Here is a 22254-nt window from a genome sequence, read left to right as displayed (position 1 = left end):
CTAAGTGGGGGAGTATTCATCATAAGTGCATATTACAAAAAAACACACAACGCCATAGCTAATGGGTGTGTGTTTTATCATATTCTAATTTATCCCGCACTGATGGAAGCTTCACTTTACCGTCTCTTCGTAATTTTTCCAGAACCTCCAACTCTCGTTTTCGGAGGAGATGTGTTTTTTGGAGGAGTAGTGATAGATGACTTCGGTTTAACGTCAGAACCACTTGGTTTATCAGGTGATTTAATGATTTTCCCTTTATTCTGCTCAGACGGTGGAACAGTTTGCTCCTTTTTCTTCGTAACACTGCCTTCACTTCCCACAGATGTACCGGAATCATTTACTTTGTCACTTCTCTTAATGATAGAGCCAGTACCTTGTTTTGTTAGTGGCGGCAGCGTTTTTTTCTCTTGCGCAGTAGGCGGGCGGTAATCAATTATCGGTTTGTACGTTTTTCGACTTGTATACCCGCGGTAATCACCATGATACGATTTATGAGAATCAAATAAATTACTGACTATACTTCCTACAATGTAACCTTCTAAAAAAGACGGCTGATAATTTTGGCGAACAAACTCCTCATTACTTACTTCAATTAATGTATCGGATGGTTTCTCCTTATCCTTCTGAATGTTGTACCACTCATCAGGATATACAAGAAACATTTGGTTATCATCTTCTTTAGACATTTGCTCTGGCTTTTTTTGATCGGCCAGTTTTTTTGCTATGTCAGGAACAGATTCATTCGCAGCCCTATATACATATGATTCTTGCTTTCCTTCTTTTAAAACTGATTCTAATGGATAAAGATCTTTCACCTCTTTGTCATTATCGCAACCTGACAAAGTGAAAAGAGCGATTATGAATACAATAGAAGCAGCGATGGTAAATCCGATGGAGGCTTTCATCATGGTAAACAGTCGTTTTAGCATGATTGCACCCCCTTACGTCGCCCGTATGATTTGTACATCTGCCGTAAGAATTGTTTCTCCTTCGTACATCATTGTGCGCCCTTCTTGCCATTCAATTCTGAGCAATTTACGGTTGTCAGATTGAAACTCCCAAACATGTTGTTCGCCAGATACTGCAAACGGTGTTTTTCCGGTGATAGATGCCCGGCAAGAATATTGTTCTTCCAGATAATACTCTAAATCATCCATTTCAATTGTAGTAGGAATTTCGTTAAAAGAATCCAATCGCCCATCAATTGGTGTATATAATTCATAATAGACCTTTTCTCGATTTTCAACCTTTAAATAACGAATCGTATTTCCATCCTGCAATGTTAAGAAAATCTCGTTTCGTTCATGCATACGTGTTTTTCCTATAATTTCATAAGTGACCAAAGACACCTCAAGAATATCCCCTGGATTTAAAGACAGTACACTTTTCTCAGACTTAACAGGTTCAGGACTTTTCAATATATTTTTAATACGTTTAAATAAACTCAAGAGCTATCCCCTCCGCTTCTGATTTTTAAAGACACGCTGCTAAAATGAGAGCACCAACGATATGCAATGAACCTGCTAAAAGCGCATGAGCAACTTTTCCTTGCACAGTCCCTTCCTCTAAATCTAAGCCAGCTATCTTCTTCAAAATGAATTCTACTAACCTTTCTAAAATAAATAAGATAACAAAAGAAACAACAGAGGCCAATAAAGCTTGCCATAAATCGTTTGATTTCAAAATCGACTGTGACAAAATATATCCTTGTGCAAAAAGTTTCATGACAAAACGAGTCGTTACAGCAATATTTCCTTTTTTTATCTCGGCTAAATCTTTATATTTAGTAAAAATAGAATCTATCCACATGAGCACAAACAAAAGAACAGCACCTGACAGCGTCCATACAAACATTGCCGCAATATTCATCCATGTCATTACAAATCCTCCTTAACTATTTTAAGTAAAAATAGAAAACCGACATTATCCACTCCTTACGACATGTCGGTTCTTCAAATAAATTTTCTATAATGTCTTTTAAACCAATTATTTCTCGTACTGCTTCATAATACGAGCTAACTCATCTTCTACCTGCTTATCTCTATTCATATTCGCAAACTCTTCATCTAACGACTTTTCTTTTTTGTATATTTCACCGCTTGCTTCTGCTTCCGCTTCCAGTTGAAGAGCTTTTTCCTCCATACGGCTTAAACCTGCTTTTGCTGTATTGGAATCCAATCCAGACATCGCCTTATTAATATTCTTTTGCGCATTCGCTGCGTTCACTCTTGCAACAAGCGTTTCACGTTTGTTCTTTAATTCCGTTAATTGCTTACGCATCTCTTCTAACTTTGCACGAAGATTATCAGCTGCCAGCTTATTTTGTTCATAACTCGCTTTATACTCATTCATCTTTTGTTCTGCAGTTTTCTTTTCCTCTAAAGCACGGCGCGCAAGATCAATGTTGTTTGCCTGTACAGCCATATGCGCTTGCTCCTCGCGTTTCGTTACGAGTGCAGATTGTTCTTCGTATAATAATTTGAACTTTTTCTCAAGTGCGATTTGAGCAGCTACACTCTTCTCCGCTTCCTCTACATCTTCTTGCATATCACGTAAATATTGATCTGTCATCTTAATTGGATCTTCAGCCTTTTCAATCAATGCATATACATTTGACATCGTTAAATCGCGCAATCTTTTAAACATAGACATAAAAAAATCCCTCCTATGAATGAAATAACAATTCAAATTCAATTGCAGTCAACACAAAATGAAAATATTACTATAAGGTAAGAATATTCACTTTTTCAAAATCATGTGTTTATTATAACAAAATCAACAGTAAAAGCCCGATTGATGAGGACTTTCCATTAGTAGGGGATGCCCCCCACTAATGGAAGTTTCACTTTATACTATTTCGTCGCTTCCCTTAAAGATTCACGCAACACAAACTTTTGCAATTTCCCGCTTGCATTACGCGGCAATTCTTTAGCAAATACGTAATGACGAGGGCGTTTATAATCGGCTAATTCATCACTTTCCTTACAATAACGATCTAACTCCTCTGCTGTTAATGACTCGTCTTTCTTCACAACTACCGCTACTACACGTTCTCCCCATAATTCATCTGGTTCTCCAAGTACAGCAACATCTAGAATACCATCATGGCTATGCAAGAAGTCTTCAATTTCACGCGGATAAACGTTCACACCGCCGCTAATTACCATATCATCAACACGATCCGCCACGTATAAATAACCATCTTTATCGAAATAGCCAAGATCACCGGAATGATACCAACCTTTATACATTGCTTTTTCATTTGCCTCTTCGCGGTTATAGTATCCAGCCATCATAGTTGGTCCGCGTAAAATAATTTCTCCAACTTCGTAAGGCTCAAGTACATCGTCTGGTTCTGATGGTTCATCTTCCTTTGACTTCACGATGCGCAATTCATGGCTAAAGCAAGGTGTCCCTGCTGATCCTGCTTTTGTAAGTTGATCTTCTTCTACAAGAAACGCTACAACAGGTCCAAACTCTGTCATCCCATAAATTTGCACAAGATCGATATAAAGACGTTCTTTACATTCTTTCACAAGCGCCGGCGCCATTGCTGCTCCGCCGTAAACCCCTATCTTCATTGAGGTTAAATCATATTTTGTTAAATCTTCTTGCAGCAACATGTTCCACATTGTCGGTGCTGCAAAGAACGTTGAAATTTTTTCTTCTTGAATTGTTTCTAACACTGTTTTCGTATCAAAATGATGTAGAATAACATTTTTCCCGCCAACTTGAATACGCGGCAGAAAACCAGCGTTTAATTCACCACAGTGATATAGCGGCGCTACAATTAACCCGACGCTATCACGTGTATATTTTAAATAATACGTACAAATCATACTATGCTCAGCCATGTCCCGGTGACGATGCAGCACTCCTTTTGGATTCCCAGTCGTACCGCTCGTATATAGCATAGAGCAATAGTCCATTTCATCAACTTCAATGTCGATTGGTTCTGCCTTTGCTTCGTTTACTTTTTCATGATAAGAAGCCGCATAAGATGGCACATCATCTTCAATGCACCAAAATGAAGTATGCGGAAAATCACGTTCAATCATAGAAATTGTTGATTCAACTTCTTTTTCAAACACAACAACTTTAGAGGAAGCATCTTGCAATATGTAGGAAACTTCTTTTGCTTTTAAACGGAAATTGATCGGATTAAAGATGGCGCCAATCTTCGTACAAGCTAGGTAAACGGTTACAAATTCATGTGAATTATATAAGTAAACGGAAACGCGGTCCCCTTTTCTTACTCCTTCTGCAAGTAGCGCATGTGCGGTTTTATTTACCACCTTATCCCACTGTTTATATGTCCAGCGAATGTTTTTTTCAGGTTCTACTAACGCTTCTTTTTGTGGATATTTTTGCACAGCTAGATCAAAAATTCTGCCAATAGTCATATACATGTCGCATCTTCCCCCTTAAAGTTTTCATAATTTTATGATTTCGTTCACAATTAGACATCTCCTGCTAATTTTTACTTCTTTTTTTTGATTATTCTCGACAGCGTTTTACATAATAAAGTGAAACTTCCCTCAGTGGGGGTTTTCTTCATCCCCCACCTAGCTTCTTCGCCTCTCTCTCAATCTTGAGGTAGGGGTCTTACTGCCCGCGAATAGCGGGATAAAGTGAAGCTTCCCTCAGTGGGGGTTTTCTTCATCCCCCACTGAGGGTTAGTTGAACCAATCGGGCTTTTACGGGCAGTTATCCCCCACCTAGCTTCTTCGATTTTCTCTGAATCTTGAGGTGGGGGTCTTACTGCCCGTTAATGCGGGATAAAAAAAAGAAACTGCCAAACTGGCAGCTTCTTATCCGAATAACTCTTGTAAAATTTTAAGTTTATCTTCTGTATACTTCACATAACCATCATTATACGATTTTGGATCTTTTGGGTTAGCAAAGTGTGTAATGGCACCCGTCTTTGGATGAACAAATTTACTTGATGCACCGCAGCCAAGACCAATGATAGACTGCACTTCTTCCATAATAACAATGTTATAAATGCTTTCTTGACTTGGCATTGCATAACCAACGTTTTCTAAGTTACCTAAAATATTCTTTTGACGATATAAATAATACGGTACGTAATTATGCTCTTTCGTCCACTCTTCTGCTTCATGCATCATCGCTGTAATCTCTTCACGGCCTGCCACTTTATATTTACGCTTATTTTGCGTCATTTCAGAAGCACGCTTAAAGGATAATGTATGCACCGTTAACGATTCTGGCATAAGCTTTTCTGTTTCTGCTAGTGTATGTTTAAAGATGTCTAATCCTTCACCCGGAAGACCGATAATCAAATCCATATTAATATTGTTCATACCCATTTCGCGAGCAAGATGGTACTTTTCAATTGTTTCTTCTACTGTATGATGACGTCCAATTGCTTTTAGCGTTTCTTGATGATACGACTGTGGATTAATACTAATTCGGTCGATATTCCATTTATTTAACACCTCTAACTTCTCTGGTGTAATTGTATCTGGACGTCCTGCTTCTACCGTTACTTCACGAACTTGTTTGACATCTGGGAACGACTCATACATTTCTTCATACAGCATGTCCATTTCTTCTGCTGTAATACTTGTTGGCGTACCGCCGCCATAGTAAATCGTCGTTACTTTCACGCCTTTTTCTTTTAAAAACTTACCAATTTCACGAACTTCATAATGCAAGCCGCCTAAGAATGAATCAACAGATCCTTGGCGTCCATTAATCGCATAAGCTGGGAATGTACAGTATGCACATTTTGTTGGGCAAAACGGAATACCAATATAAATACTTACTTCTTCTTTTAAACGATATAAATCTGGCACAACAGCGAGTTGGCAATCAACAATACGCTGCATAAGCTCAATTTTCTCATCATGAATTAAATAACTTTCACGAAGTTCGTTATGCGCTTCCTCTTTTGTCATACCGCTTTGCAACATTTTATGAAGAAGCTTCGTTGGGCGCACACCTGTTAAGATTCCCCACTTTTGCTCCACACCTGTTAACTGCTGGAGAACAGACAGATATACATAAGACACGACATGCTTCACTTGCTTCATACGTTCTTTTTCTTCCGTAAAGGACGATAAATCTTTAGAAAACGTTTCTTCATACAAGTTTCCTGTCGCGATTTCCGTTAAACGAGCAGAAGCTGTCACATTTCCTTCTATATTTATATCAACAATGATATTTGCATCTTCTTTTTCAAATGCTACCGTACTTTCTTCAAAAAATAAGCCGCTAATATTTTGCAGCGGACGTAAAAAACGATCATCTTGTAACGTTTTAATTGAAATTAACAACAATCATCACCTTTTCTATTTTCAAACTTCCTTTAGTTTACTTGAAGGCTAATAGGAGGTCAATAAAGAACTATTGGGGATGGGACTTCTAATTTTTAGGAACATTTTAAACTAGATGAATACAAATTGAAACACCGGAATAAAACCTTTCTTTTAGGGTGGGCGAGAGCGTCTGGCCATGCTTAGAAGCGGTCAGGGCCTTTTTCTGCCTGTATTGCTCCACAATCGCGCCCTTTAATGGAATAACTTTTTTTAAAATGATTTTAGGTAAACCATCTTTATCGTTTGACAAAGGCTAAATTTGCCATTATCATCAACTCAAACTTATTTACGGGGAGAGGTAAAGATGAAAATTTATGTTGATGCAGATGCTTGTCCGGTAAAAGATATCATTATCTCTGAAGGTACGAATGCTGAAATTCCTGTTATCCTTGTTACTAGTTTTTCTCATTTTTCTAATAAGGAACAACCATCAGGAGTGGAAACCATTTATGTTGATTCTGGAGCAGATGCTGCGGATTATCGGATTATGAAGTTAGCAGAAAAAGGAGATATAATCGTTACGCAAGATTATGGTCTTGCTTCGCTAGGTTTAGCAAAAGGGTGTGCAGTACTTCACCATAATGGGTCTAGCTATACAAATGAAAACATTGACCAATTATTACAAACACGTTATTTGAGTGCAATGGCTCGAAAAAGCGGAAAGCGTACAAAGGGGCCAAAACCATTTACATCAGAAGATAGGGAGAAATTTAAGGGGCTTTTTAAAAGAGCGATTTCACATTAAAAAAGAACCGTTCATTTCTAAGAAAAACCTAGAAAAATAAATTGTCCAAATATTAAACTAACCTGTCCCGTTAGCTTAAGTACAGTTCTTCACAATCTTCTCTATTTACTTTAACAAAATTTCCCTAATTCTCTCATTAAGTGTTATTCCACAAAAGGGCCCTTAACAAACGGGCGCAATTCTTGTTGCAGAATTGCGCCCGTTTGTTGAATAAAGAGTCTAATCGTACAGTGGATATCTATATATTTTTTACTCCGATTATTAAAAATAAGTGATAATATAAGCTGTTATTACAACATATTGCCACTTTCAACTTAGTTGTCATTAGAATGTTGTTCTACAAAATCAAGGATTTTAGCATTAACTTCGTTAGAGAACTCACCATTGATTGCGTGAGATGCATTTTTCCAGTTAACTATATCGATATCTTTAACATATTTTTTCCCAGTTTCAACTGCTTTTGCTGAATCGTGCATTGTACTTTTTTCAGCCATTAATGCAAGAATTGGAACATTGATATTCTTTAAATCCTCTTTAGTAAATAGATCAGGTGCTGGGGTTTTAAGTTTATAATTACGCATACCCGACTCGATTAATTTAGCAATAGGCTCATCGTCATTTGCTTTTGCTCCTCCAGAAACATAGCTTAACATCTTTTCTCTTATAAACTTAGGTACAACAGGTACGGAAGCTGGAATAGATGCAAGAATCATCTTTATGGGCATTTGTGCAAATACAAAGACTGGGTCCAATAAACTAGCCGAAGCAATATGCTCTGGATTATATCTGGCCAAATTCATTGTTGTCCAACCACCAACTGAGACACCCACGATATGCACTTTTTCTAAGCCTAATCCTTCAATCGCTTCATTTAACCATTCTGCTTGTTGCTTTTGGTTTTCAATCACCTTCATTTGCACACTCATACCAGGTTCACCAAGTAAATCTATCGTGTAAACTGGTCTTTCCTCCCTTAGCCCTTCTAAATTCGGTACCCACATTGGAGTAGATGCACCACGGCCAGGGAGTAAGAGTATTGGATCTTTATGTTTGTTTTCCTCTTTAGTAAAGTAATAAGCACGAACTGTGCCATATTTCGTTTTTATATCTTTCGTTTCGTTAGGCTTTGGAAGAAGTGCCATTGATTCATCGTAAGCAATTTGAAAGTCTTCCTTCCCTTCTTTAGATGTAAAGTGACCAATCTTGTTATCATCTCTCTTCATTTTAACTCCTCCTCTTTTGACAAAAATATTGATGAGCTCTATCAATATAATCATCACAATAATCCATTAAAAATTTATCTTCTTCAGGCCAAAACGCACTTTGGTTTAACGATTTAGAAAATGCTTCATAATATATTAGAAAAACCTCAGGTATTCGCCTGAGGTTTTTATTTACCATCTCTTCATTTGTGTATGATTGTTCAAGAACTTAATTGGAAACTGCTTTCGAAAATGTTCTTTAATCATATATTGCACACCGTTTTCATTATTTGAGCGTGTAATCCAATCGGCTGCTTTCTTTAAAGCAATCGGAGCATTGCCCATCGCTACCCCTAATCCAACGCTTTCGATAACATCTAAATCTTCCAGGCTATCTCCAATTGCTACCATTTCTTTTAATTCAATGTCAAGATGCTCTCCCAATAATTGCAACCCGCGTAATTTCGATACATGAGGCGGTAATATTTCGATTTGTTCTTTCCCGCATTCTACAAAATGGACATTTTCAAATGCTTTTTGTAAGGTTGTGAGCGCACGCTGCTTTTCACTTTGAGTCGCAAATGTAACATCAATTTTCGGCGCAGCTACCGGTTGATCGCGAAGTGCATCACCGAGTGAATCTACAAATTGAACCGGGTAAAATAACGGATCAGAAGTTGATAAGACTGTTCGTGCAATTAAATTTGGCGTATGCTGCTGCCGATTTCCAATCGAAAATCTTTCATGAGAAATGCGAATGTTACATTCAAAATGTTCAAGCACCTGTACAATATTAAATGTCACTTCTTCAGATAATCGTTTTTGAATTAACGGTTTATCTAATGAAGATGAAATAAATGCACCGCCATGCGTCACTAATATAGAATTTAATTTTAATGATTTTGCTATTTTATGAGCGGATTGAAAATTTCGATTCGTAAATAGCGTAACATATACACCTTTTCTCTTCACAAATTCAATCGCTTCACGCGTTCCTTTTTGTAATTTCCCATTTGGAAGTAAGAGTGTTCCATCTATATTAAGAGCTAGTAAACGATAAATCATGATGAAGTACCTCCTCTTCTTAGCTGCACTTTTCTATTATTAACTTATGAGACGATACTGTTAATTAGAACGAGTGCGAATTTGTATAATATGTTTGCAATAAAATCATTCAATATTTTTGATTTCTTTCTAGTTAAGGGTATATTCTGTTTGTAGAGGTGATTATATGGGTAACTGCAAAAGGATAATAGCTATTTCCGGAAGCATTCGAGAAGGTTCCTCCAACACCAATATCTTAAAAACTTTAGCAGCGTTTATTCCCAAAAATATTGATTATAATATTTATAACGGAATACAAGACCTTCCTCATTTTAATCCAGATATTGATCGCATTCAGGCACCGACTGTTGTTGAAGATTTTCGAAAGACACTAGCTGAAGCGCATGCGCTCATTATCTGCACACCAGAGTACGCAAAAGGTATACCTGGAGTCTTAAAAAATTCATTAGAATGGCTTGTCTCATCAGCTGAACTTTACAAAAAACCAGTGGCTGTTATAACAGCTTCTCCATCAATTACCGGCGGAGACAAGGCACATGAATCTTTACTACTTACACTAGGTATGTTGGATGTTACTATTGTTCAAAATGGATCGGTTCTCATTCCATCTGTTGGAACTAAATTTAATAATGATGCTACAGTCACAGATGAACAAACAAAGCAAAAACTTATTTCTCTCATTCATGGTATACTGCAAGAATTACATGATTGATTTATAAAACAATTCATTTTAAGCAGCATCCATACGAAAGGATGCTGCTTTACTCATTTAAAGTCTTACGAAAGGAATTTGCTAAATGAAATGGCCACTTTCTTGGTATGAAGGCGATACATTAGACGTTGCGAAGCGATTGCTTGGGCATAAGCTCGTTCACGTTGTTAATGGAGTAAAGCGAAGCGGAATCATTGTAGAAGTAGAAGCATACAAAGGACCTGATGATAAAGCAGCACATAGCTATGGCGGTCGCCGCACAGAACGAACAGAAATTATGTACGGGGCTCCTGCCCATGCTTATGTATATCTCATTTATGGTATGTATCATTGCTTTAATATTATTACGGCACCGGAAGGTATACCACAAGGAGTGTTAATTCGGGCATTAGAACCAGTAGAAGGTATTGAAGATATGAAGCAAGCAAGATACGGGAAAACAGATATTACAAAATCGCAGTTTAAAAACTTAACAAATGGACCTGGCAAGCTATGTAAAGCAATGGGAATTACATTAGAGCAAAAAGGATTGATGCTTACGAGTGATGAGTTATATGTTGAACGAGTTACTCCAGACAATCCCCTTTCTCATACATACGACATTGCTGCGGGTCCCCGCATTAATATTGATTACGCAGAAGAAGCAGTACACTATCCGTGGCGGTTTTACTTTCAAGGTCATCCCTTTGTTTCTAAATGAAATAAAGGGAAACTTCCATCAGTGGAGGTTTTTTCATCCCCCACCTAGCTTCTTCGCTTTTCTCTCAATCTTGAGGTGGGGGTCTTACTGCCCGTTAATGCGGGATAAAAAGGGCACTTCCTAGTTCATCAGGAAGTGCCTCTTTCATATGATTACATGAATGCGTTATATAAGTCTTCAAGCGGCTTCATGATGATTTTATTTAAATCGCCGATTAAGATATTCAGACGTTGCTCTGCCTGCATTAAGTTTGTGATTTTTGCATTTTGTTGTACTAATGCTACAACTGCTTGCGCCTTTTGATTGTCTTCTTCTGTTAATTGCTCACCTTGCATCATTTTTTGTTGAAGTTCCATTTGCATCATACGGAAACGATCAAATAATTGTTTCGCCTCTGCATCTGCTTGCACTTCTGCATAACTTACTTTTAATGCTTGAAAGTCTGGATTTTCTGTAATTGTTTTTTGTAATTCATAAGCAACATCATGCATGTTTTTTGTCATTATATATATCCTCCTTGCAATGTGATACAATATCACACTGTTTATATGTTTTCGATCTTTACATACCCTTCTTACGATATCAGACTATGTATGATATGTGAAGTAAATTCACTTTATGACATTATGAAAACTCCTGCCACTTATCTCCTTCGGATCTTGAAGTGGGGGTTTCTCGTGTATCACCTTCAAGAGATGCTTAACACGAGTGGANNTTTTTTTAAGATGTTATAGGCACCATTCACATCAGCGTTCAGTAGTTTGTTCTCTTTCGTACGATACAAGCTACGTTTGATTCGTTTCTCACATATACATCCCCTTCATTATAACTGCTCTATAATGCTCCAGCAAACGAGACACTAGCCCCCTATCAAAAATACTGCTCATTAGATTTAAAGCAATTGGTATAAGACGCATTTCTTTGAATATTACTCAATTAAACACATGTTTAGTGCTATATAAAAGGAGGAGTTTTTTATGGTTCTCGGAATATTAACATCGCGTTTCCATCACGAGCGAGAATACTACACAGAAATTGCAAAGCGCGCACAATCGTCTCGTACTGTCGTTGTACAGTTTACTCCCTTTAGCATTGATCCGCAAACGGAGCTTGTCAACGGACTTCTCTTTGATACCGATAAACAGGATTGGGTAGAGCAGCAATTCGTCATTCCATCCCACATATACAACCGATGCTCATACAAAGATGAAAAAAATGTTAAAAGGGCACTTCCTATCATAAAATGGCTTCACAGTCGCCCGGATTCATTATTTTTAAATGATGAGCTTCCAAATGAAGCAAATATGTATGAAATTCTTACAAAAAACAAACAACTAGTACCATATGTGCCTGTAATAAAACAAGCAAGTAAAACAACAACGTTACAGCTATTACAAACAAAAAAAGATGTGATTATAAAGCCCTTGCATTCACTTTCAAAACAAAATATGTACCACATTTTTTATCAAAATCGCACGTTTCATGTTACTACATTAGAACGAAATCGCTTTCCAACAAAAACATTCCAAACAAAAGATACGTTTTTACCTTGGTTACAATCATTGCTTCAAACACGTGATTATACAATACAGCCTATATCACCTCACTCAACATCTCCTGTTCATATTCGCTCTATTTTACAAAAGAATAGAGAAGGTACATGGATAGAACAAGAAAAAGTTATTCAAATAGACAACACACCTTATTCTTTCTTATTTCCTCTTACAGAGCAAACAAGATTTACTGCATTTAAAAATTTGCAACATCATCTATCAAAAATTGACCTTACATTATTACAGGATAGTCTACACGTTATTACGAAAGAAACGCCTCGAGCTTTAGAAAATACCTTTTCTCACCTTTTTGAATTAGAGCTCTCTATTGTAATGGATGCAAATGGTGCCGTTTGGTTATGCCACATAGATGCAAAACCTACTTATACAGCCTTTATTCAACATAATACCGATATTGCTGAAAAAGTATACACAGCACCTCTTCGTTATTATCAATCATTACTCCCTTTCAAAGAGAAACAGGAACTGTAAACTGAGGATGGGAAGCCCGCCCAATTGGGCACATACCAGCAGTAGCAGGAGAAATAGGTTATAGAAACTTTCTGTATTACAAAAAATCCGTCTCAACTTCTTGCTGAGACGGATTTTCATATAAGCTGTACAGTTACTTCTGTTTGCTTTTCACATGTAGGACAATATAAAAGATGAAGGCAATATTGCTGCGAATCATGTGCGGACAATCCATCCACTTCCTCTAGCAGTTCTTGGTCCATATAGGCACTATATGGACCAATATAATCGACTGTTTTTCCATAATCTTGGAGTATACTCGTACAAGTAGGACAGGTATAAGCTTTATATTCTAATGCATTACAAAGCGGACATATCGCCATTTTGATTCCTCCAAAAAAGGGACGGTATTCCCGTCCCCTATAGCCATTTTGATTTATTTTTGGAAACCACCTAAATGTTGCTCTGCATAAGATACAAGACGTTTTGTAATTTCACCGCCAACAGATCCGTTTGCGCGTGATGTTGAATCTGGTCCAAGTTGTACGCCAAACTCAGTTGCGATTTCATACTTCATTTGATCTAAAGCCATTTGTGCACCTGGAACTGCAAGACTATTGTTTCTAGCCATGTTATATCACCTCCTTGTATTGGTGTATTCATAGTATGTAAAAGCGTATTCTTTCTATGCAAACAGGACATTTGTAATTTTTGGCATTATTAAATTTTACAAATTTTACAAACTAACATTTCGCATATCTTTCTACGTATCATCCATACTATGATTACAAGCACTCCACACGATGGATTAGTGCCAAATGGGGCAATTCTGGTTCAACTCCAGCTAATCCAACCAAAACTCACACTAAGGAGGACATATCCTATGGCAAACCAAAATTCTAATCAATTAGTAGTACCTGGTGCAACTGCTGCAATCGATCAAATGAAATATGAGATTGCAACTGAATTTGGAGTAACATTAGGCGCTGATGCAACAGCTCGTGCAAATGGTTCAGTTGGTGGAGAAATTACAAAGCGTTTAGTAGCAATGGCTGAACAAAGCCTTGGCGGATTTCAAAAATAAATAGATATGGCAAAAAGGTCTCAAGCATCGCTTGAGACCTTTCTATTTTCTACTGCAGCATTTGTAAAAATTTCTTTGTCCGTTCTTCTTTTGGATGTACCAACACTTCTTCCGGTGTGCCTTGTTCAACAATCACACCGCCATCCATAAAAATAACACGATTCGCAATTTGATGAGCAAAACGCATCTCATGCGTGACAATTACCATCGTCATGCCTTCCTGTGCAAGTTCTCTCATCACCTTTAGCACTTCTTGCACAAGTTCAGGATCAAGCGCTGATGTCGGTTCATCAAATAAAATCACTTGCGGCTCCATCGCAAGCGCACGTGCAATACCTACGCGCTGTTGCTGTCCACCTGAAAGCTGAAATGGATATAAATCCATCTTATCACCGAGTCCAACTTTTCTCAGAAAATACTCCGCTTTTTCTTTTGCCTTCTCTTTTGAAACTTTCTTAACGGTTACAAGGCCTTCCATTACATTTTCACGTGCTGTAAAATGCGGGAATAAATTGTGATGCTGAAACACCATACCTGTTTGAATGCGCAGCTTCACAATATCACGCTTTGTCACATTTTTTGAGAAATCAAGTGTTTCGTCACCGATACGAACTACACCGCCATTAGGGGTTTCTAGTACGTTTAGACAACGAAGCAATGTTGTCTTACCAGAACCAGAAGGTCCAATAATAACAACAACTTCACCTTTTTCTACTGCCATATCAATATGCTGCAAAACGGTGTTATCACCGAAACTTTTTTGTAAATGTTGAATTGAAATCATGTAAACCAAAACTCCTTTTAGCAAGGATTATTTTAAAGTGTAACGCTCTGTTCGTTTTTCAAGAATTTGCTGCACAATAGATAATAAGAAACAAATTATCCAATAAATCAGTCCCGCTTCTGTATACACAACCAAGAATTCATAGTTTGTCGCTGCAATTTCCTGCGCTTTCCGAAACATTTCTGTTACTAAAATCATTGACGCCAGCGATGTATCTTTAATCAAACTAATAAATGTATTGGAAAGAGGCGGAATCGAAACACGTGTTGCCTGCGGTAAAATAACACGGCGCAGCGCTTGCGGGTACGACATACCAATTGTATACGCAGCTTCCCATTGTCCTTTCGGAATCGATAAAATAGAAGCGCGAATAATTTCTGAAGCGTACGCTCCGACACTTAACGAAAAACCAATGATCGCTGCTGGATAGGAATTAATTGTAATTCCTATTGTCGGAAGTCCATAAAAAATAATAAATAACTGAACAAGAAGCGGTGTACCGCGAATAATAGATACATAGATGCGTGCAATCCATTCTAATACGCGATTTCCAGAAATACGGCATAATGCTGTTAACGTCGCTAACACTAAACCAATTATAAATGTAATCAATGCAAGTGGTATTGTAGTGAAAATAGCATCCTTCAGCATAGGCATGAAGGATGCTTTTGTTATATCAGTCCAAACGGATAATCGATCTACATCAAATAAAACATTACTTAGATACATTTTCACCAAACCATTTCTTCGATATTTTGTCGTAAGTGCCGTCTTTTTTCATGTCATCTAAAGCTTTATTTACTTCAGCAACAAGTTTATCGCTGCCTTTACGGAACATCAGTCCACTTTGTGATGCTTCTTTTTCTGTATCAACAATTTTTACTTTCGCATCTGGTTTTGTTTTTAAGTAGTTTAATACAGATAAACGATCATTAATTGTTAAATCAACGCGACCAGAGTTTAATAATTCAACTGCTTGGTTAAAGCCTTCTACACCAACGATTTCTGCACCATTTTTCTTCGCAATGTCAGTAAAGTTACTTGTTAAAGATTGTGCTGCTTTTAAGCCTTTTATATCTTCGAATTTCGCTGGTTTGTCTTTATCTTTCGGAATTACAAGTACTGCTGAAGAAGATACGTATGGTTTAGAGAAATCATATTTCTTTTCGCGATCTGCACGAATCCCAACTTCGTTCGCAATCATGTCAAAACGTTTTGCATCAAGTCCAGCAAATAAGCTGTCCCATTGTGTTTCTTTAAATACTGGTTTCACGCCAAGACGCTTTGCTACTTCTTCTGCAATCTCAACATCAAACCCTGTTAACTTTCCACTTTCATCATGGAATGTGAACGGCGGATATGTACCTTCTGTTCCAATAACAAGCTCTCCGCTCTTTTTAATTTGATCTAACGCATCTTTGCTAGGTTCTTGAGCTGTATCTTTTGTTTGTTTTCCGCAACCCGCTACAACTCCCACAACCAATAATGCAAGTACGAAAAATGAAAGTAATTTTTTCATAATAACAGTCCTCCAAGTATTCTGATAGGAATTTAAGAACAATATTGACTATTGTATTCAATCTTGCAATATTTTTCAATCAAAATGTTCTCACTTAGTGTATCCTATTCGTTCAAAATCAAACAAATACATGGATAAATATAGGAATGAAATTTTATTTAAAGAGGATTCTCAAGCAAAGCAGCTAATACATAATACAATTTTTTGGTGTGTTTTTACAAATGTTATATTATGAAAATGAGAAATTCGTGAAGCATACCTCTATCATGAAAAAGAACTTGCCAGGGCGGCAAGTTCTTCAAGAATCTAATACACAATATCCAATCAGTCCACATAATAACAAAAAGAAAGCAATGTTAAAGGTAACCGATAATTCCTCCATTTGTATTCCCCCTTTATCAAAAAAATATCATATAGACAAAGGAAGAATACGTCCCACTTGTAAACATTATCTTAAAATTTTCCGAACATTCCGTGAACGTTACGCACTTTGACTACCCACAATCTGTGTTTTATACATTTCATAATAACGCCCTTTCTTTGCCATCAACTCTTCATGTGAACCTTTCTCAAGAATCGTTCCGCGGTCCAGTACGATAATTTGATCTGCACTTTTAATCGTTGATAAGCGGTGGGCAATAATAAATGTGGTGCGCCCTTTTTTCACGACTTCAAGCGCCTGTTGAATCATCGCTTCTGTTTCTGTATCAATGCTGGATGTTGCTTCATCCAAAATTAAAATCGCTGGATCAAATGCAAGTGCGCGTGCGAAGGAAATAAGTTGCCGCTCACCTGTTGAAAGCGTACTTCCTTTTTCAGTTACTTCTTCTTGAATGTTGTTTGCAAAGCGTTCCGCTCCAACATCACGCAGCGCCTTCACAATCTGTTCCTTCGAAATTCGTTCTTGCTCTAAACTCACATTTGAAGCAACAGTTCCTGTAAATAGGAATGGATCTTGCAGTACAATTCCCATATGCTCACGAAGTGCTTGTTTTGAGATGGCCTTTATATCATATCCATCAATCGTGATGTTCCCTTTTTGAAATTCGTAAAACTGAAAGAGTACATTCATAATCGAGCTTTTTCCTGATCCGGTATGACCAACTAACGCAATCGTTTCTCCTTGCTTCGCTTCAAAGGAAATGTTTCGCAGAACTTCATCTTTCCCGTTATAGGAAAACGAAACGTTATTAAAACGAACATTTCCTCGTAAACGCGGAACATGCTCTTCCTGCACTGCTTCTCCCTTTTCATCTAACAATTCAAACACACGCTCTGCCGCCACGCGCGCTTGCTCTAAATTTGCTAACTGATTCACCATGTTTGTAATTGGTGAAAATAATCGTGTTAAGTAATCAACAAACGCGTATAGCACACCTAATGAAATCATCCCTGCTGCACTTAATGATGCGCCGCCAAAATGCCAAATCACACCTGTAAACGCAATATTGCGGAGCACCCCTACTAAGTTATGAGAAGTCGCTGCATTTAAACTTAAAATTTTATTTTGATACATATAATACTCTTCATTTAGCTGTTCAAATTCCTGTTTTACTGCACGTTCTTGACGAAACGCTTGAATAACAGGCATTCCTTGAATGGATTCATTGACCGTTCCATTAATATCCGATAACCGTGAGCGCATTTTATGATTGTACACAGATGCATACTTACGGTAAAAAATAGCCCACACACATAAAATTGGAATAAGGATTAAACACATGAGCGCAAGCTTTACATCTAATAAGAACAAGGCAATAAAAATACCAATGATGTAAATAAAACTAGAAAAGAATGTCGATAGTACTGTTACATATAGCTCTCGAATCGCCTCCGTATCATTTGTCACACGAGAAACGATTTTCCCGGCCGGCAAATGATCAAAGTAACGAATCGGCAATGTTTGAATGTGAGAAAACACATCTTCTCGCATAATTTGAATAATTTTATTCGCTGCTTTTTGTAAATAAAATTGTTTTCCGTATGCAAAGAGGGATACAACAAGTAAAAGAGCTAAATATCCGCTGCCAAGTAAGAATAGCCGTTTTATTTCTGGTTGATAAAACGAGAAAATTTCCTCCCCTGTAAGCTTAGTCCCCTTATATACTTGCACCGCTTTCCCTTTCTGAATTGTAATCATATTCCCCTTGACAGAACGCGTTCCTTCAAGGGAAACTTTGTTAGGAATAAAATAGTAGTCGCGGCCAATTTGAACAATGCGAACCTCTTTTCCTTTCTGTTCTCCTGCTTTAAACCGATCGCCTCGCTTATACCAAGCACCGTTATAAAAAACAGTATCGTCTCCTTTTATCGTTTCGTGCCAAGGCTTTTCAATCCCTACGATATGTTCATCAATCATCGTTTTCGCAACAAACGGACCAGCTAATTCAGCAATAACAAAAATAAATAACATCGCTAAAGCTATCCCAATCGTTGCTTTTACTTTCATTGCATATTGAAATAATCGTTTTCCAACGCTCATATTTTCACCTCACCTTCTACTTCTTCCCCTTGTTGCCTTTCAAATTGCTCTGTATACCAACCGCCCTTTTGAATCAGCATGTTATGCGTTCCTTCTTCAATGATTTCACCATCATCCAACACGAGAATCCAGTCAGCATGCTCCGTAGCAGACAGACGATGCGTCGTAATAATCGTCGTTTTCCCACTGCGTTCTTTCCGGATATTTTCAATAATCGCCGCTTCCGTTCTTGCATCAACAGCTGATAACGAATCGTCTAAAATTAAAATTCCTGGATTTTGGATCACTGCTCGTGCAATCGAAATACGTTGTTTTTGCCCGCCAGATAGTGATACACCTTTTTCTCCAACAAGTGTTTCTAATCCATCCGGCAAAAATTCCAAATCTTTCTTGAAAGCAGCGATTTCAATGGCCTTTTGCAACTCTGCTTCACTTGCTTTCGGGTTTCCAAATAAAATATTTTCCCGTGCTGTTTTCGAAAAAAGAATGTGTTCTTGCGGAACATATCCAATCCAGCTTAATACATTATCAATGTGTATATTTTGCAGCGATACACCGGATACTGTAATTTCACCTGTTCCTAGTGGATACTGGCGAAGAAGCTGCCGAACGAGCGTTGTTTTGCCACTTCCCGTTTTCCCAACAATCCCAAGTGTTTCCCCTCTATTTAACGAGAACGAAACGTTTTTCAAATTTAATTTAGAGGATGTTGGATACGAAAAGGATACATCTTCAAAATCAATGCAGTCTGGCTGATGTACACGTGATGGTTTCTTTACATTTTTTACGTCTTGCTTATATGCTAACGTTTCATTTACACGATCAAGTGAAGCATTCCCGCGCTGCATAACGTTTATCAGCTCACCAATCGCAAACATCGGCCAAATCATCATACCAAGGTACACGTTAAACGATACAAGTTCCCCAATCGTTACCTCATTTTTAAATACTAAAAACGCTCCGTACACAAGGCCAATTAAATAACTCATCCCAACAAGCATTTTCACTGTCGGTTGAAAAAGTGAATCAATTTTTGCGACTTTCATATTCTTTGCATACACATCTGTTGTTAACGTATTAAATCGCTTCTCATCTTCTCTTTCCTGTACATAAGCGCGAATGACACGTACACCTGCAATCGACTCCAGCACTTTATCGTTCATATCTCCAAATGCATCTTGTGCAACTGTAAAGCGCTCGTGTAATCTCTTTCCATAAGCACTCACTGCATACGCCATAATCGGAAGCGGCAATAAAGCAGCGAATGTTAACTTCCAACTAATCGAAAAACCCATCATAAGCACAATTGTGAGCATATATAAACTCGAATCAACGAGCGTTAAAATACCAAATCCAGCTGTCATGGCAATTGCTTTTAAATCATTCGTTGCCCTTGCCATTAAATCACCTGTACGATTTCTTTGATAGAAAGTTGGCGTCATCTTCAGCAAATGCCCCATAAATTTGGAACGCATCGTTTTTTCAAGCACAAATGCGCCGCCGAATAAATGATATTGCCATACATAAGAAAGTACATAACCAACAGTTGTTGCTCCCAGTAACATCCACACATAATTCATAATCCCCGCGTTTGTTAAATCCCCAGCTTTTATATCATCAATCGCCAATCCAATTAGTTTTGGCGGAATAATCTCAATCACATTGACAATAAGTAAACAACAAATGGCAATGCTATACCTTTTCCAATGCGTTTTAAAAAACCATGTTAATTTTTGTAATACAGAAAACAATCTAACCTCTCCCTTCCTGTTGCTGTTTAAACATTGACTCATTATCCGCTATCCAGCGTCTCCGTTTTTACCATTCGCACCTCATACTTTTCCATCGTCATTCCTTCCTTTCTTCATTTCATTTATTATTGAAACTATACAAATGTATAGGAACAATCTAAAAAAGAGACAAAAAAAGGCATACCGTCGCTTTGACGATATGCGAAAAACGCATAAAAGCGTACGTCACGACACACGCAACGTACGCTTTCCTTTTCAACTAAAAAGAAGCGTTATTTGTCCGTAGAGGTTGCGTGATGATATTTATTGTTTTCATTGTGTAAAACAACTGAGCCAGTCATATATACGATTACAATCATCACGCACACCTCCTTTTTCTTTTATTTTCCATTTTTAATTGTATAATTTTAAAGACTTTTCTGTCAATTGTTTTTTTATTTTTATGGAAACATAATTATTAAGCAAAAAACGTCCCAGGAATCGCTTTTAAAACTATTTTATTTAGATTTTTTTCAAACCTCATACAATCACCATATACCTCACTCTCATAAAACTCTTGAATCTATGACATGTGAGAAAGTAACATTACTAAATTTAATATAAAGGTGAGTAAAAAATAGTTTCTAACACTATATTTCACACACACTTCCTCTCTATCTTTTTCATATATATATATTAACTTCTGATAGAGAGGTGGTGGTCACATGGCATTCACATTCTCATCAACATTAAACGGCTTAGTAGAAGGCGACAAAATCCGCGTTTTCTCAGCTGGACGTCAAATTGATGGTGTAGGTGTTTTCATCCGCGTAGAAAATAACTTTTTAATCTGGGTTGACAATAATGCTAATATAAACATTACAAGTTTAGATACAATTAGCGTTGCTAAAGTTTCCTAATCACTCATAAAGTGTTCTAACTCCTGTCACCAAAAAGCAAAGTCTATTTCAAAAAGAGTTATTTAAACCTCTTTTTGAATAGACTCTTTTTTTATAATCTGTTTTACACTTTTTATATGACTAATGGTTAGATCATAATCAACGTTAATCCAATATAACCATTCGTTAGTACACTCAATAAAAATCCCCTCTGTACGTGTCTCCCCATCAAATATTTCTATCTTATCTCCTAATGAAAAAAGAGGAGGCAATGCACTCTTTTCTGTTTTTTTACTTAAACTCTTTTGTATATTATGGAGTAGTCTCATACATCGTTCTAAAGAAGCTGCAAGCTCTTCATTTTGCTTTTTTAACTCCTCTATTGGATCTGTCTTCTGGCATACAGGAATTTCCTTCCCACATATAAAGCAGTTTCTCTTAAACCAGCTCTCCATCCGCTATCCCTCTTTACCTCACTACTTATGGGCAGTAAAACTTCCACTAAATTTTTAAGGAAATAAAGCTACCCGTAGTTCAACTAGCCATTAGTGAGGGATGAAAAAACCTCAGTAATAGCAGCTTCGTTTTATCCCTCATTTTATATACATATTATATGATGTGAAGCCTTAAGTTGTTTCATTATCTTAAACATACCCTATTCTCATAATAATCTGATTATGTTTATTTGCATTGACGAATAAAAAACCATTTGTTACCCTTTATTATGTTAACTTTATACATAAATCCTCATTCGTATCTCGGTGAGGTAGAGGTTGCAATTATTAATAGTATGATTTGGAAGATGTGTGGCATCGCTGAACAAATCAGAAAGGAATAGTTGCCGAAGCAAGAAGCACCCACAGCGCTTTCTTGCTGGGACTGCATTGAATAAGTGCAGGACTGTCACAGGCTTTTTGCTTGTGGAGAGCTATCGAGAGGTATGTCCGCGGGTTTCTTAATAAGATTG

At 37.3% G+C, this 22254-nt stretch carries 23 protein-coding genes and 1 riboswitch; of the genes, 6 read left to right on the top strand and 17 right to left on the bottom strand.

Going from position 1 to position 22254, the window contains the following annotated elements:
* Positions 1-116 precede the first annotated feature (116 nt).
* From CN326_RS08600 to CN326_RS08570, 6 genes are all read right to left on the bottom strand, one after another.
* Positions 117-929, bottom strand: coding sequence for a DUF4247 domain-containing protein (locus CN326_RS08600; protein ID WP_098308280.1), 813 nt, complete (start codon positions 927-929; stop codon positions 117-119).
* Between the two features lie 12 nt (positions 930-941).
* Complete coding sequence (locus CN326_RS08595) at positions 942-1448, bottom strand: DUF4178 domain-containing protein (RefSeq protein ID WP_098308278.1); 507 nt, start codon at positions 1446-1448, stop codon at positions 942-944.
* A gap of 25 nt (positions 1449-1473) precedes the next feature.
* A complete protein-coding gene (locus tag CN326_RS08590; protein WP_098308276.1) occupies positions 1474-1878 on the bottom strand; it encodes a DUF350 domain-containing protein in 405 nt (134 codons plus the stop codon).
* Between the two features lie 108 nt (positions 1879-1986).
* Entirely contained in the window at positions 1987-2652 is a 666-nt protein-coding gene (locus tag CN326_RS08585; RefSeq protein ID WP_098308274.1) for a PspA/IM30 family protein, read from the bottom strand.
* Positions 2653-2852: 200 nt separating this feature from the next.
* The gene (locus CN326_RS08580) at positions 2853-4409 is read right to left on the bottom strand and encodes a fatty acid--CoA ligase (RefSeq protein WP_098308272.1); all 1557 of its coding nucleotides are present in this window, start codon (positions 4407-4409) and stop codon (positions 2853-2855) included.
* A 402-nt stretch (positions 4410-4811) separates the two neighbouring features.
* Entirely contained in the window at positions 4812-6302 is a 1491-nt protein-coding gene (locus tag CN326_RS08570) for a coproporphyrinogen III oxidase (protein ID WP_098308270.1), read from the bottom strand.
* Between the two features lie 343 nt (positions 6303-6645).
* On the opposite strand from CN326_RS08570, the gene CN326_RS08565 reads away from it, so the two are divergent.
* A complete protein-coding gene (locus tag CN326_RS08565; protein WP_098308268.1) occupies positions 6646-7086 on the top strand; it encodes a YaiI/YqxD family protein in 441 nt (146 codons plus the stop codon).
* 314 nt (positions 7087-7400) lie between these two features.
* Here the strand turns inward: CN326_RS08565 and CN326_RS08560 are convergent, their stop codons facing one another.
* On the bottom strand, positions 7401-8309 hold the full coding sequence (locus tag CN326_RS08560) for an alpha/beta fold hydrolase (RefSeq protein ID WP_098308266.1): 909 nt from the start codon (positions 8307-8309) through the stop codon (positions 7401-7403).
* Positions 8310-8480: 171 nt separating this feature from the next.
* Complete coding sequence (locus CN326_RS08555) at positions 8481-9353, bottom strand: Cof-type HAD-IIB family hydrolase (RefSeq protein WP_098308264.1); 873 nt, start codon at positions 9351-9353, stop codon at positions 8481-8483.
* Positions 9354-9519: 166 nt separating this feature from the next.
* On the opposite strand from CN326_RS08555, the gene CN326_RS08550 reads away from it, so the two are divergent.
* Together CN326_RS08550 and CN326_RS08545 are read left to right on the top strand one after the other, a co-directional pair.
* Positions 9520-10065: an NADPH-dependent FMN reductase gene (locus CN326_RS08550; protein ID WP_098308262.1), complete on the top strand. Its 546-nt coding sequence runs from the start codon at positions 9520-9522 to the stop codon at positions 10063-10065.
* A gap of 85 nt (positions 10066-10150) precedes the next feature.
* Positions 10151-10765 carry a DNA-3-methyladenine glycosylase gene (locus CN326_RS08545; protein WP_098308260.1) on the top strand — a complete coding sequence of 205 codons (615 nt, stop codon included), beginning with the start codon at positions 10151-10153 and terminating at the stop codon, positions 10763-10765.
* A 152-nt stretch (positions 10766-10917) separates the two neighbouring features.
* On the opposite strand, the gene CN326_RS08540 is transcribed toward CN326_RS08545, so the two are convergent.
* On the bottom strand, positions 10918-11268 hold the full coding sequence (locus tag CN326_RS08540; protein ID WP_098308258.1) for a YlbF/YmcA family competence regulator: 351 nt from the start codon (positions 11266-11268) through the stop codon (positions 10918-10920).
* 474 nt (positions 11269-11742) lie between these two features.
* Between CN326_RS08540 and CN326_RS08535 the strand changes: the two genes are divergently transcribed.
* Entirely contained in the window at positions 11743-12810 is a 1068-nt protein-coding gene (locus CN326_RS08535) for a YheC/YheD family protein (protein WP_098308256.1), read from the top strand.
* A 116-nt stretch (positions 12811-12926) separates the two neighbouring features.
* On the opposite strand, the gene CN326_RS08530 is transcribed toward CN326_RS08535, so the two are convergent.
* Complete coding sequence (locus tag CN326_RS08530; RefSeq protein ID WP_098308254.1) at positions 12927-13172, bottom strand: hypothetical protein; 246 nt, start codon at positions 13170-13172, stop codon at positions 12927-12929.
* 53 nt (positions 13173-13225) lie between these two features.
* Positions 13226-13420, bottom strand: a complete 195-nt coding sequence (locus CN326_RS08525; RefSeq protein WP_098308252.1) for an alpha/beta-type small acid-soluble spore protein — start codon at positions 13418-13420, stop codon at positions 13226-13228.
* Between the two features lie 252 nt (positions 13421-13672).
* Here CN326_RS08525 and CN326_RS08520 point away from each other — a divergent pair, with 252 nt between their 5' ends.
* Complete coding sequence (locus CN326_RS08520) at positions 13673-13873, top strand: alpha/beta-type small acid-soluble spore protein (RefSeq protein ID WP_098308250.1); 201 nt, start codon at positions 13673-13675, stop codon at positions 13871-13873.
* 49 nt (positions 13874-13922) lie between these two features.
* Here the strand turns inward: CN326_RS08520 and CN326_RS08515 are convergent, their stop codons facing one another.
* The 5 genes from CN326_RS08515 to CN326_RS08495 form a co-directional block, all read right to left on the bottom strand.
* Positions 13923-14657: an amino acid ABC transporter ATP-binding protein gene (locus CN326_RS08515; RefSeq protein WP_098308248.1), complete on the bottom strand. Its 735-nt coding sequence runs from the start codon at positions 14655-14657 to the stop codon at positions 13923-13925.
* A gap of 27 nt (positions 14658-14684) precedes the next feature.
* Positions 14685-15386 (bottom strand): amino acid ABC transporter permease, encoded by a 702-nt coding sequence (locus CN326_RS08510; protein WP_098308296.1) that lies wholly within the window; start codon positions 15384-15386, stop codon positions 14685-14687.
* Positions 15373-16176 carry an amino acid ABC transporter substrate-binding protein gene (locus tag CN326_RS08505; RefSeq protein ID WP_098308246.1) on the bottom strand — a complete coding sequence of 268 codons (804 nt, stop codon included), beginning with the start codon at positions 16174-16176 and terminating at the stop codon, positions 15373-15375. Before CN326_RS08505 ends, CN326_RS08510 begins: the two co-directional genes overlap by 14 nt.
* Before the next feature lie 481 nt (positions 16177-16657).
* Positions 16658-18658 (bottom strand): ABC transporter ATP-binding protein, encoded by a 2001-nt coding sequence (locus CN326_RS08500; RefSeq protein WP_098308244.1) that lies wholly within the window; start codon positions 18656-18658, stop codon positions 16658-16660.
* Positions 18655-20409, bottom strand: coding sequence for an ABC transporter ATP-binding protein (locus CN326_RS08495; RefSeq protein WP_098308242.1), 1755 nt, complete (start codon positions 20407-20409; stop codon positions 18655-18657). The genes CN326_RS08500 and CN326_RS08495 overlap by 4 nt, the downstream gene beginning before the upstream one ends.
* A gap of 704 nt (positions 20410-21113) precedes the next feature.
* On the opposite strand from CN326_RS08495, the gene CN326_RS08485 reads away from it, so the two are divergent.
* On the top strand, positions 21114-21308 hold the full coding sequence (locus CN326_RS08485) for a hypothetical protein (RefSeq protein ID WP_098308240.1): 195 nt from the start codon (positions 21114-21116) through the stop codon (positions 21306-21308).
* Between the two features lie 62 nt (positions 21309-21370).
* Here the strand turns inward: CN326_RS08485 and CN326_RS08480 are convergent, their stop codons facing one another.
* Complete coding sequence (locus CN326_RS08480) at positions 21371-21742, bottom strand: hypothetical protein (protein ID WP_098308238.1); 372 nt, start codon at positions 21740-21742, stop codon at positions 21371-21373.
* A gap of 304 nt (positions 21743-22046) precedes the next feature.
* A riboswitch (Lysine riboswitch) is annotated at positions 22047-22226 on the top strand.
* Positions 22227-22254: the final 28 nt, after the last annotated feature.

Origin of the sequence: Bacillus sp. AFS018417, from assembly GCF_002560985.1 — a bacterium.
GTDB classification, from domain to species: Bacteria; Bacillota; Bacilli; order Bacillales; family Bacillaceae_G; genus Bacillus_A; species Bacillus_A rhizoplanae.
Note: the sequence above shows the minus strand (reverse complement) of the source record. Positions and strands in the feature narration are given on the sequence as shown.

Bases quoted from the DNA above. Each gene is read 5' to 3' on its own strand.
- CN326_RS08600 (WP_098308280.1), bottom strand. From the start codon at position 929: ATGCTAAAACGACTGTTTACCATGATGAAAGCCTCCATCGGATTTACC.
- CN326_RS08590 (WP_098308276.1), bottom strand. From the start codon at position 1,878: ATGACATGGATGAATATTGCGGCAATGTTTGTATGGACGCTGTCAGGT.
- CN326_RS08585 (WP_098308274.1), bottom strand. From the start codon at position 2,652: ATGTCTATGTTTAAAAGATTGCGCGATTTAACGATGTCAAATGTATAT.
- CN326_RS08580 (WP_098308272.1), bottom strand. From the start codon at position 4,409: ATGTATATGACTATTGGCAGAATTTTTGATCTAGCTGTGCAAAAATAT.
- CN326_RS08565 (WP_098308268.1), top strand. From the start codon at position 6,646: ATGAAAATTTATGTTGATGCAGATGCTTGTCCGGTAAAAGATATCATT.
- CN326_RS08560 (WP_098308266.1), bottom strand. From the start codon at position 8,309: ATGAAGAGAGATGATAACAAGATTGGTCACTTTACATCTAAAGAAGGG.
- CN326_RS08555 (WP_098308264.1), bottom strand. From the start codon at position 9,353: ATGATTTATCGTTTACTAGCTCTTAATATAGATGGAACACTCTTACTT.
- CN326_RS08550 (WP_098308262.1), top strand. From the start codon at position 9,520: ATGGGTAACTGCAAAAGGATAATAGCTATTTCCGGAAGCATTCGAGAA.
- CN326_RS08545 (WP_098308260.1), top strand. From the start codon at position 10,151: ATGAAATGGCCACTTTCTTGGTATGAAGGCGATACATTAGACGTTGCG.
- CN326_RS08540 (WP_098308258.1), bottom strand. From the start codon at position 11,268: ATGACAAAAAACATGCATGATGTTGCTTATGAATTACAAAAAACAATT.
- CN326_RS08535 (WP_098308256.1), top strand. From the start codon at position 11,743: ATGGTTCTCGGAATATTAACATCGCGTTTCCATCACGAGCGAGAATAC.
- CN326_RS08530 (WP_098308254.1), bottom strand. From the start codon at position 13,172: ATGGCGATATGTCCGCTTTGTAATGCATTAGAATATAAAGCTTATACC.
- CN326_RS08525 (WP_098308252.1), bottom strand. From the start codon at position 13,420: ATGGCTAGAAACAATAGTCTTGCAGTTCCAGGTGCACAAATGGCTTTA.
- CN326_RS08520 (WP_098308250.1), top strand. From the start codon at position 13,673: ATGGCAAACCAAAATTCTAATCAATTAGTAGTACCTGGTGCAACTGCT.
- CN326_RS08515 (WP_098308248.1), bottom strand. From the start codon at position 14,657: ATGATTTCAATTCAACATTTACAAAAAAGTTTCGGTGATAACACCGTT.
- CN326_RS08510 (WP_098308296.1), bottom strand. From the start codon at position 15,386: ATGTATCTAAGTAATGTTTTATTTGATGTAGATCGATTATCCGTTTGG.
- CN326_RS08505 (WP_098308246.1), bottom strand. From the start codon at position 16,176: ATGAAAAAATTACTTTCATTTTTCGTACTTGCATTATTGGTTGTGGGA.
- CN326_RS08500 (WP_098308244.1), bottom strand. From the start codon at position 18,658: ATGAGCGTTGGAAAACGATTATTTCAATATGCAATGAAAGTAAAAGCA.
- CN326_RS08485 (WP_098308240.1), top strand. From the start codon at position 21,114: ATGGCATTCACATTCTCATCAACATTAAACGGCTTAGTAGAAGGCGAC.
- CN326_RS08480 (WP_098308238.1), bottom strand. From the start codon at position 21,742: ATGGAGAGCTGGTTTAAGAGAAACTGCTTTATATGTGGGAAGGAAATT.